Consider the following 11,844-nt stretch of genomic DNA (forward strand, 5'->3'; position numbering starts at 1 on the left):
TAACTTTGCACGGAGGCAGTTGAAAGTGAAAGCTAATAGAAATCAGAAAATTAATAGAATATGCCACAAGCTTTACAGCAAGTATCGCAAGAATGTTATTTCTTTAGTTACCGCTGCCGTATTGCTTGTCACGAGTATGCCGCTTGCAGACATTTCAGGTGTTGTGTCTAAAATGGTATCAACTGTCACCAACGCTATTACGGCTATGGCGGAAGATACATATACTGACATAACTAACGATATCAAAAATGGCGTTTTTACGATACAGAATGCAGATGATTTTAAAAAGCTTCTTAATGCAGATCCTTCTGTTTATCAGAAAATCACTGTATTGTTTTCAAACAACCAATCTCAGTTTAAGGCTTCTGATTTTACAGGAATAGAAAAAGGACTTGGCAATGAAGAATATCCTTTCATGGGAACAGTCAAAGCAAATGAGGGTTCAGCTATTAATCTTCCTATTAATTTTGCTCTGTTTGAATATCTTAGTGACAGTGCAAATTTAGATACTATTATTTTTGCTAGACCGGAAGAAAAAAATTCAGCTTTGCTTGCTGAGAATGTTATACACGGTGATGTGGCTTCAGCTAATAAGTGGAAAATAAAAGCTGATCCTGTAGATGATTCAGGTGCTACAAATTATAAATCCTTCACGTCTGTTATAGGCAATATGAAAAATGGAGCAAATGTCGATCTTGATATCACTCTAAGTAATGATGTCAAGGTGGAAGTATCAGGCGGGGATAATGCAGGTCTTGCTTGTGGCACTATGGACGAAAACGCAAGTCTTGCCGTAAGCTTGTCAAGCAGTTCACTTGACATTTCCGGTAAATCGAACGCAGGTGTATTTATCGGGAAAATGAGTACTGGTGCAACACTGAACGTTGACAAGTGTGATGTCTTGACAGGCGTAAATGTATCCGCAAACAACGCAGGCGGACTTGTGGGCAGTGCAGAGAATGCAGAAATAAATGTCGGCGAAGGTGTCACCCTTACCATGACCGGAAGCGTTACAGGCTCTGTAACTGTGGGCGGTCTTTTCGGCTCTTATACATACAGTAAAGCCAACGAAAAGACATTTGACATTTCAAAATTCAGTGGCATGAAAATGGCACTTGCTTGTTCATCAGGAGATACCGCTGACAGTGCGGCTGTTGGTTCTGTTTTCGGACTGCTGACAAACAGCGCAGATAGTGCAAAAATTAGTATCACAGGCACCGCTAATGATACTATTACTTCAAACTTCAATGGCACTGTCAGGGCAGGCTTTTATGGTGGTATTGTCGGAAGATATTCTGCCAATGCTCTTAGCTCTGAACTAGCACTAAGTGATATCATTGTAAAAGTGACTGGCTCATGCAATGCCCTTGATTTTGGCGGCCTTATTGGTAAGATAGGTGATAACAGCAAGGCTTATGTAAGCGTCAAGAATACCACTATACGTATTAATAATCCCACATCATCACAAAATAATTATGGCGGACTTGTGGGCTATGCAGATCAGGCTTTTATAGATGTTGGCGGCAAAGTCACAGTTACTGCAAATAATGTTTCTGCAAACCAGAGCGTAGGTGGCATTGTTGGCAAATTTAATAAAAATGGCGTTGTAAGGCTTGGCGGTGAAACAAACCTTTCAGGCTTTTATCCTAAAGACCCTAACAAAAACAGATGTCAGATAGTAGGAAATAGAGGCATTGCTTTGATCTATAGCTTAAGCGGCTGGTCATTTACAAGGACATCTTCAAAAGTCATAGACGATATGGATTGGGGCGGAGTGCTTCGACTTAACAATTCCGATCTGCTTGAGAGTGCTGACGGTGTTCTGTCTTTTGATGGATCAGGGCATACTGTTACAATAAATGGATTTCCTAATAATAATATAACCATAAGCAATAGGGCAGATTTTGCCCGTGCAGCTTTGATAATGCAGCACGATAGCAATGTTTTTGTTAAGTATAGCGGTGCTAGTAGGGCAGATATGCTTGCGGCAAATATCAGCCTTAGTGCAGATGTTGATATAAGCGACACAGGTCTAACCGGATTTATGCGTGATAATGGTGAGGATACATTCACAGGCACGCTTACTGGCAATAGTCATAAACTTACCATGACAGTGGGAACAGAAAATGATAAAATAGTTTTCCATACTCACAACGGACTTTTTGCAAAGACAAGCGGTGCAAAAATAAGCGATTTAACGATTGTTTCAAACTTTAATATTGTCGGTGACAATGTTTCTGGCGGTGATGCTTGTTATATTGGTTCTGTATCTGCATACAACAGCGGAGCTTTGACTATTGACAAAGTGACCGCTGATGTGACCGCATCTCCAAGTGGTGCGTATACTAATTTTGTCGGAGGTCTGGTTGGATATGTTGCTGACGCCACAAGTGAAGTTTCGTTCACTAATTCTGCTGTAACAGCAAATCTTACATACAATAATAGCACAACAAAGGTAGATTGTACTTGTCTTGGCGGAGTTATCGGAATGGTAGGAGCTGTTACATCAAAGCCTACAACTGGTATTAAGTTTGATAATGTCACTGTTGGCGGAAAGATAACTGACAAACACACAGGAAGTAACTCTAGAGTTGGCGGACTTATTGCAGAGGTCGGTGCTAAGGATAATTCAGCTTCTGTTGTACCTAATAAGATATCTATCACCAATGTTAATATTAATGCTTTAACAATAAATTCTAGTGGTAAATCAAATAGCGGTGGATTTTTAGGGCATAACTGGTATAGAGTAGAAATTGATCTGAATAGTTTGAATGTAAACGATTCAAGATTAACAGTGAACAATGGCACAGAACTGGGCGGCCTTGTACTTTCCACAACAGGTTATTGGAGCATAAAAGAGGTTAGCTTTGACGGTGTGACAGTGAAAGCAACAAAATGTATAAATTTCGGCATGCTTGCCTCAACTCTTTTTGGCAGAGATTATGACTCTTATGGCTTTGACTATTTTAAAGGTGAAAATGTCAATAATTACAGAAGCTCACGAGATGCAACTTATTTTGAACTTACTGAACCTAATGGATATAAGATCTCACAAGATACTAAGATAAATATAAGCCCAAGCTATTCGTATTTTGATGAGATAGCTCGTTGTAGTATTTATTATTCTTCTTCAGCTAGTTTTATGTCTAATCGTCAAGCCATAATTTCAATTCCTGCTGTTACAGCGGACGGAGAGCGTTTGCTGTATATGGACGGAAAGAACTGCAATACCTATCAAAATCAAACAACAAATAATGGTGCTGTGTGGAAAAATAATTCTTGGGCAAGATATTATTATAACCTTGATGTATATAAAAACGGTAAAGCCACCACAGGCGGAGCTAAGGCTGTTGAGTGGAGCGCAAAGCTTTTTGCGGCAAATAATATAAAAGCATATATTAATAGCACAAATATAGATTTTCCAACAGATGCAGAAATAGATTTGACAGGATATTCATTTTATCCAGTTGATACAAATGGTTGTAATATAAAATCAAATTCAACTATTACTTTTGAAAATAATGGCTTTAATCAGTCTGAAATGGTATCAAGCAGTAATAGTGACAATTATGCCCGTACAACTGACGGAATAGATGGAACAAATTTAACTAATGACCATAATCAACATTACATGATGCAATCTGGACTTTTCAGAAATGAAAATGGAACTGTTACCATAAGTGGTAAAATGACCTTTAAGGGAAATATCGGTAAGGTGAATGGTGGTTCAGGTGCATTGGTTTGCGGCTCGGTTGCTGACGACACCAATACTTCAAAAAAATCTGTCAAAATTACCGGCAGTATCGTTCTTGATGATCTGTATGTGAATGATACTTCTTTAAGTTTAAATGGTGAAAATTCTTATGCCCCTTTGCTTATAAATAAGATAGGCAACATGACAGAGATCACTATACAGAATGTGTCACAGAAAAAACACAGTATGACTACTGCTAAATATGATAAAGGCGGTCAGGATTATACTGCAACAAGCCTTATAGGCGATGTAGGAAGCAAAAAGGGTCAAAATATATCTCTGACTTTCTCAAATATCAAGCTTGACGCAAGTGATGTAAATTCAATTTTCAAAAATGCTACTTTGCTTGAAAGCTTTCAGCATTCTGACGGAGCAGGCTCTTCTGCAATATACAACTATAAATGGGACGACGATTGGGGTACAGACTCAGCTGGCAATATTAAGCATAATGTAACCTACGGAAAAGAAGTGTCTGACACCATAAAGAATCGTGTAGATGATGTGAGCAGGCAGAATAAGTATCATGGCGATTGGAGTAGGGATGACAGGTATACTTCTCCTGTCAAAAATAACGCAACAGAGGAATATAGCTTTACTGAATACAAGCCATATGTTGCTAAATCGTATGATACCACCCAAAACTATGATGAGATAGACGTAAACCTTGAGCGACCATATCTGGACGAGGGTTGCGGAACATACTCTGATCCATATATCCTTGACGCTTCTACACTTGCAGAGGTCGCACGAGTTATCAGTACAGCCGCACCTACAAATGGCTGGGAAGTAAACTATAATGCAAATGTTTCTGCCGATAAATCGACTGTTAATGCTAATAGTGCTTTTTGCAAAGGCACTAATCATAAAACTTATACTTATGATGGAACAGGCAATTTCGTAAGCGGAAAGGAAACAGTTTCAAAAGATAACATGATCAAATATCTTTGCGAGGCTTATTACAAGATAAATGATGATATAGTTCTTGGCAGTTCTTTTGCAGGTCTTGGCGGAACATCAAACAGTTACGTTTTCAGGGGCGTTATTGTTGGACAGAAGAAATCCGACGGAACATATCCAACTATCACCAATAATTCTGCAAGCCCTCTCATCAGGTTCAGCAGCGGAAGTGTTGTAAAAGATATCAATATAAAATATACCAAAGAAGTAACGCTTTCAAAAAACAATAATAATAAATTAAACTATAGTACCGGAAAGACGGAGTATTATGGCGGTGTTATGGGCGTTGTGTTCGGTGGAGATAATATCATTGATAATGTCAAGGTAACAAATCCTAATATAAAATTTGCGAATAACGATAACAGCAAACAACATCTCATTACTGCAGGCGGATATGTTGGTGCCATAGTTTACGGCGGTGTTATTTTCAGAAATATGGACATCGTTGCCAAAGATAGTGCGCTTACAACCAACAATACTGAGGCAGTGGGTGAAGACGTATATACCAATCTTTTTATCAATCCATATATAGGCAGAGTTGTAAACGGCTTTGCTATCGAAGAGGGAACAACGTTTGGTAAGTCAACTAACCTTAACAATGGCAGGAAAAATTATCTCATCACGCAGTTTAAGAGTGAGCTAAGTGATGGTGAGAAATTAAATGTTATTGCCGGCACGACCAATACCATTGAAGTACCTAATGCACAAGCGTTGTTTATGCTGTCTATCATATCACAGTCCGGTATGGGATATACAGACCGTAATAAAAATACTTGCGGCTATGGTCATTATACTTTTACTCGAAATGCAGACTATTCAAAAGTTGGCACAGCTACATTGACTTCTGATGATAAAGATTACAAAACTGCGCTCTCAGATTATCAAAGACTTGAAAAGGCTACAAGCAGGGAATATGAAAAGAAAAATTCTGTAATGCTAAAAAAATATACAAAGCCAAGTGAAAAAGGTCTTTATGAAGCAAAGTGGGCACACGAATTAAATAAGAACTTTACTGTTAAACTCACAGGAAATGGAACCTATGACCTCATCAACACAGGTTTTCGTGGTATAAATCAGTTGTTTGATGCAAAGGATAGTAACCTTGGCGACATTAAATGTGATTATACTTTATCTTTGACAACTATCCAGGGAAATGATCAGACTATAAAGCTCGATACAGATATAAAAGCCTATGCTGTGAAAATAACGGATAACAAGAGCGGTAACACTATTGAAATCCAAGATATGGATAACTATAAATATCGTACCGCATTTGCCTCCGTAAAAGGAGTTGGGTTGATAAACTGTTCAACGTATGCTTTAATTGTAAATGACCTTAAGCTTTCCGGCAAGATCAGCGTTAAGACATATAACAACGATGGACAATCGTATGTTAATGAAGACCTTTCTACAGGTGGTATCGTTGGCGGAGTACAGAGTTCTTGCACGTTTAGCGGAATAACATTGACTGATCTTGAAATATATGGTGCATATACTGTGGGAGGACTTATAGGAAAGTCAACAAATAATATTAATATAAGTAACGTTAAGTCTGAAAACAGTGGCGTTTATGTGTATGGCGGATTTGAAACAGGCGGTCTTGTGGGAAATTCTCAGAAAGGCAACGAATTCGCTGTTAAGGATTCTAAGATAAAAATTAATAAAGTTGAATTTGCTAATCTTGATAAAGGCACAAAAACTTGGTTTGGCGTAGGTGGAATCGCAGGCACTGCAAATATCAAAACGACAATAAGCAATGTTCAGCTTACAGCCTATAATGAAGACAGCTTTATCGGTTCAAAAAAAGACAATAAACCCCTTGCAACCCAGACAATGAACGAGGGCGGTCTTATAGGACTGTCTAACGGAGCCTGCACAATAACAAACACAAGCGTCAGCGTCGATGTTTATGGTAGTAATGCCGGTGGATTCGTTGGAATAAACAAAAACCAGTTGTCTATCAATGACTGTTACTATGGAGAAACATCTGAAACATCAGCTTGCGGTGTTTATGGCTATACAAGTTCAGGCGGAATGGTCGGCACACAGAATGCGGCTGTGACCATATCAAAGTCTGCTGTAAAAAATGCAACGATAGGTATACCGGTTGCTAAAAATGGTGATGCAGGTATCGGAGGTTATGTTGGTATAAAAGCTAATGGTGATCTGAAGATATCTGATTGTGAAGTCAACAATGTTACTCTGTCAGCAGAAGATAAGTCCAATGGTGCAGGTGCAGGCGGCGTGATCGGTCATAATGACCGTGGAAACACATATGCTTATGATATTCTCATAAATAAATTAGGCTATGTAAGAGGCAACAATAGCGTATCTGTTTCTAACTTGATAGGTTGGAACTATGATAAAAATCTATCATCTAAATTTATTGGAGTATCGGTAAATAACACGGATTGTTTACCTGATATACAGTATAATGCTTCACAGATACCTGCCAGCTTCACCGCAGTTCACTCCGACTACAACGGTACTCAGGACAATACCAAAAATATCGGCGAGGGAAGCGGCACGCACGTTGATAACTATTCACCTTATGTCAATATAAACCCAAGCGTTACTGTAGGCGGTAAGACTTTCGCAGGTGATTTTGTTGGTGGAAATATGCAGACTATCATTAGTGACGCTGCTTCTTATACGAATGGCACAAAGAAAAAATCCTATGGCATAAACAGTACCATAAAGACATATGCAGAGGATCTGGCTAATTCAAAGCTTACAACATTTCGTCAGGCCTCTGAGCTTGATGTTCAGGAGCTGAACGATCTTCCAGTTTTGCTTATAGATGATAACTCATCGTTGAATATCACACAAATGCTCGCAAAGTATATCTCAGTTCTGACAAATTGTGATGTTTGCGACAGCAGTTCAAATAAGCTGAAAACAACAGATCTTATGAATGTAAGCACAGCGACTTATGTGTATGATAACGGCGTTTTGAAAAAATCAGACAAAAGCACTCTTACGTTTAACAGCAAGACAGGATATTTCAAGGTCACAGACGGTCAGTATGACAATGACGGCACAAACAGATTTACTGTCATTACTCTTGATTATATCGACCCAACGGGAAGTGACAAAACTGCTCTTAGACTTCATATTCCTGTTTTTGTAAGAAAGGTGCTTGATTTCAGCTTCCAATCTTACGTTATCTCAGGCACAGACTATAACCATTCTCACTATACGGATAAAACAAAGCTTGCTTTTGAGAGCTTTGATGCACCTGTTACTACTTATTTTAAGTATTCCTATTACAAATCCGCTAACGAATGGGAAAAAATGCTCAATAACGGTGACAGTCTGCTTTGGAGTTTTGACAAAAAGCTTTATCTTATTGGTGATAGCGCCACTGACAGTGGTGTGCTTACCGATGATACAAAGCTAACTCTTGTTGATGCAAATAACAATGACAAGACTTATCATTCTACCGCAAGTGATGCTAAGTTTAATAAAACAACTGGTGAGCTTGACTTGACAAATATAAGTGGCTTTAAACCGGTTACAATGAATGATGTACTGTTAAGATATGCGTCGGTAACAGCTATAGAAGCATCTGACGGAACTCTTGTTGAAGCTGATGAAGCTACAGCTACTGTAAAAACGAGCGACGGCAAGTATTATAGACCTGCTGGTGAGAATGAAACAGGCACTTATAAGATAACTGTTTCAGCGAATAGTGATACACAAAAAATGATAATGACGAAATGATAATAAGCGAGAACTATTATCTCACTATCAATATTCCGGAAACGGGAAGCTCGAAAAAAGTCATCAAAAACTTTGTGAATTATTATAGCGGTAATAAGCCAAGAAAGCTCAATGGCAATATTCCTACAAACCTTGTCCAAGTGACAAATAATGACACTGGTGCATATGTTATTGCAAACTTTTTTACACAGCTAGTAAGTGTGACGGCTCATGACCCAGAGGAGATAACAGCGTCAAATAACTTTATCCATGCCACAATGACGTCAAAGATAAGCATTGATCCGAGCCTTAGAGATACATTTAATGGCTATAAGAGTGACGATTTCAATATGTATCAGGCTTTTAAATTCTCTATGAAGAGCTTTGATGAAAACGATGCGGGAGCTAATGCAAAGATCATTGCAGGAACTTCGGTGAATGTTGATTACAGCATTTTAAACAGTTCAGACACAGAGTTATCAAACGCAAAAATAAGCAAGACTGAGACACTTTCAGAAGCTAAAGACAGCTATATGCTGATGTATCCCGATTCGGTTTACGATTATATCAATAGTGACACAAATGGTTCTATAACTGTCAAGGCTGATATCAGCTTAACTTATGGTACTGCAGGGATCATAGATCAGTTTCCTGAACGTAAGGACGGGGATACAAAAACCGGTATAGGCGTAAATGCGTCGTCATATGTTGCATATAGCCAGAACAATATTGAGAACAGCTCTATCTCTGCAAGTGGAGATATGCCTGCCAGACGCTACTATAGAAAGGCAATGACGGTGGCACAGCTAAACTATAACGTTGCAGAGTCAACGGTTCTTGAGTCGAAGGATTCACCATTTTCGCAGCTTGGTATCAATGCCAAAGATATGACTACAGAAGAAATGGCAATAACAGCAAATGCTATCTATGATCTGTCTGCTTTGAGTCGATCAACAAAGGACAGTGGCAAAAAAATACAGTATACAATGAGGTTGTATGTTAAGGACAATAGTGGTGATTATAAGCAGACGAACGATATTAGCAAATATCTCAGTAGCTTTACTTTGGAAAACGCCACATCAAGCAGTGGTCTGAATGGCAAGGAGTGCGTTTTTACCACTGACTATAATGGCGAAGAACAAAACACAGCCGTTACGAAATTTACAGTAAAAACAGGCAAGGCTTTTGAGGAGCAGGGACTTACCTATGCAAACTACAGAGTTGAGCTTACCGCAGTATTGCTTAATGACAACAACTCAGTTGTTAATGGAACTACCTCAAGCGACTATGTTGTTTACACAAACGCAAAAATAGAAACAGGCTTTATAAATTCATAATAAGCAGGCATTTTCAGGAGAAAATTATGACAAAAAGCATTTTTGGAAAATTCAGAAAATTAGAAAAAAAGAAGAAGCTCCAGCTAGTCATAGCAGTATCCATCTCGGTGGTACTGCTTGTGGCACTGCCTGTTTATGCGTGGTTTACTCACAAACGTTCTATTGCTCTTACAACAAAAATAAATGCCCCTACTCAGCTTTATATCACCGCAGGAAACAAAGAATCTGTGGCAAATCTTGAAATGGCAGATATAGACGTTGAGAACGGCAGTTATAAAGACTTTGTTTTCGGCATAGGCGGGGCAGACGTGCAACAATATCAAATACAGCTTGCACATACAACGAATATCCCTTTTGAGTATGAGATATACCGTGCGAAAAGCGTCAGTGAAGCTGAAAAATCTGAAGCTGTCGTTTATGTTTCAGATGAAGAGAATAAAACGTTTTATTACAAAATAGACGGCAATAAGATCTCGGGACATTATCTCAATCAGCAAGGCTCGGAGATACTTGCTAACAGCACACTTCACAAAAAGTCCTATGACAGCTACGGCAATGTTCAGAAAAATTCCGAAGCACTTTATTGGCAATCGGATACACTGACGGTAATTGACAATAAAGATCCGTTTTGCGATTATTTTATAATCAGAGTAAAATGGAATGATAAAGTCCAAAACAATAAAGAAACTGATATGGTCTACCTGACAGTTCAGAGAAAGTAATAAATCACAAAATAGAGAGGAGGGTGGCTGTTATGAAAGACAAATTTATAAAAAAGCTTAAAAGATCGTGGCTTGCAATATGGATAGCTTTTGCGGCAGCCGCACTCAGTACTATTGGCGTCCTGGCAGCTTATACCAGCGTTTCAAGTGTAAAGCGAGTTGTGTCCACACAAAAGGGAGCTGGCATGCTGTTTTCATCTAATTATCTTACAACAGATGAAAATGATCTTCCAAGGACGATAACTTTTAGCAGTATGGAAAACTCGCCTTGTGTGACAGTCAATGTGTGCAACTATCCGCAAACATTGATAAAGCATAATGACAAGGATATCACATACACTTTGACAGTCGAGCTTGTGGACAGCAACGGAAATGCCGTTACCGGAGAAAAAACTGCAAAATACTCAGTTGAATATAACGGTGAAAAAAAGACTTTTGGAAGCAATTCAAAAATAGAGTTTTCACTTCTGAAACTTATGGCTGACGATTTCAACAAGCATGAATTTGTGCTGACTTTTGATAAGTCACAGCTCACAAATTCTGACATATACATGAGAGTGACAGCCACTCCTACAAATCAGGCTGAGTTGAAACCGCTCTCCGCAAAGCTTGGCGTTATCTATATAAATAATAACACATCAGCAACATGGACAGGCACATTCATCGACAATGCTACCTCGCCTAAAGATCTTGACGGCTTCAACTACCGCCTGTCAGGCAGTGGCGAGGGTACTGTCACCCTGACTTGGAATACGAACTATGTTGATATCAGCCCATGGTTTAAGAATACTTATGATCTGACTATTTCAAAGGACAGTTCTGGCATAGCCACTGCAACTTTGAAAGTGAATTCTGCCGAGAAAAATCAGTATGACATTCAGTTTTATCGAACGAACGGCATTAACAGTGCAGAGCAGTGGTCTGACGGTAATCATACCGATATTACGGTGACTGGTACGGGATTTGTTTCAATGAGTTTCACTCAAAGCACAGCGACAGAAAATTAGAATATGTACAAAAAAACGGACTGCACACAAAATGCAGTCCGTGTATTTTTTCTGTAGGGGCGAACAGTGTTCGCACATTATTATATCCGTGTAATGTTCAGTACGAAAGCTTAGAGTGCAGACTTCAAAGCCTCAGCAAGCTGAGCAGGACATGATGTGCCACGTCCGTTGCAGTCGATACCCTCAAGTCTGTCAATAACGTCTTGAACTTTCATGCCCTCAACAAGCTTTGATACACCCTGTGTGTTGCCGTTACAGCCACCTGTGAAATGCACTTTCTTTACGATACCGTCCTCGACCTCGATATCAATTTTTCTTGAACATACTCCCTTTGGAGTGTAGCTGATCGTTGCCATTTGAAAAAC

At 39.0% G+C, this 11,844-nt stretch carries 5 protein-coding genes; 4 read left to right on the plus strand and 1 reads right to left on the minus strand.

Annotated elements, in window-relative coordinates; genetic code table 11:
* Positions 1-25: 25 nt before the first annotated feature.
* The 4 genes from RBI_RS05575 to RBI_RS05590 are packed head-to-tail and all read left to right on the plus strand — an operon-like array spanning position 26 to position 11,479.
* The gene (locus tag RBI_RS05575; protein ID WP_038671626.1) at positions 26-8,434 is read left to right on the plus strand and encodes a hypothetical protein; all 8,409 of its coding nucleotides are present in this window, start codon (positions 26-28) and stop codon (positions 8,432-8,434) included.
* Entirely contained in the window at positions 8,431-9,750 is a 1,320-nt protein-coding gene (locus RBI_RS05580) for a hypothetical protein (RefSeq protein WP_038671628.1), read from the plus strand. Before RBI_RS05575 ends, RBI_RS05580 begins: the two co-directional genes overlap by 4 nt.
* A 26-nt stretch (positions 9,751-9,776) precedes the next feature.
* A complete protein-coding gene (locus tag RBI_RS05585; RefSeq protein WP_038671630.1) occupies positions 9,777-10,472 on the plus strand; it encodes a hypothetical protein in 696 nt (231 codons plus the stop codon).
* A gap of 32 nt (positions 10,473-10,504) precedes the next feature.
* Positions 10,505-11,479, plus strand: a complete 975-nt coding sequence (locus RBI_RS05590) for a hypothetical protein (RefSeq protein WP_038671632.1) — start codon at positions 10,505-10,507, stop codon at positions 11,477-11,479.
* A gap of 110 nt (positions 11,480-11,589) precedes the next feature.
* Here the strand turns inward: RBI_RS05590 and RBI_RS05595 are convergent, their stop codons facing one another.
* Entirely contained in the window at positions 11,590-11,835 is a 246-nt protein-coding gene (locus RBI_RS05595) for a TIGR03905 family TSCPD domain-containing protein (protein WP_022286682.1), read from the minus strand.
* Between the last annotated feature and the right edge of the window lie 9 nt (positions 11,836-11,844).

The organism is Ruminococcus bicirculans (ex Wegman et al. 2014) (genome assembly GCF_000723465.1).
In the GTDB taxonomy this organism is placed as follows: Bacteria; Bacillota; Clostridia; order Oscillospirales; family Ruminococcaceae; genus Hominimerdicola; species Hominimerdicola aceti.

Excerpts from the sequence above, each read along its gene's own strand:
- RBI_RS05585 (WP_038671630.1), top strand. The coding sequence starts at position 9,777 with ATGACAAAAAGCATTTTTGGAAAATTCAGAAAATTAGAAAAAAAGAAG.
- RBI_RS05595 (WP_022286682.1), bottom strand. The coding sequence starts at position 11,835 with ATGGCAACGATCAGCTACACTCCAAAGGGAGTATGTTCAAGAAAAATT.
- RBI_RS05590 (WP_038671632.1), top strand. The coding sequence starts at position 10,505 with ATGAAAGACAAATTTATAAAAAAGCTTAAAAGATCGTGGCTTGCAATA.
- RBI_RS05580 (WP_038671628.1), top strand. The coding sequence starts at position 8,431 with ATGATAATAAGCGAGAACTATTATCTCACTATCAATATTCCGGAAACG.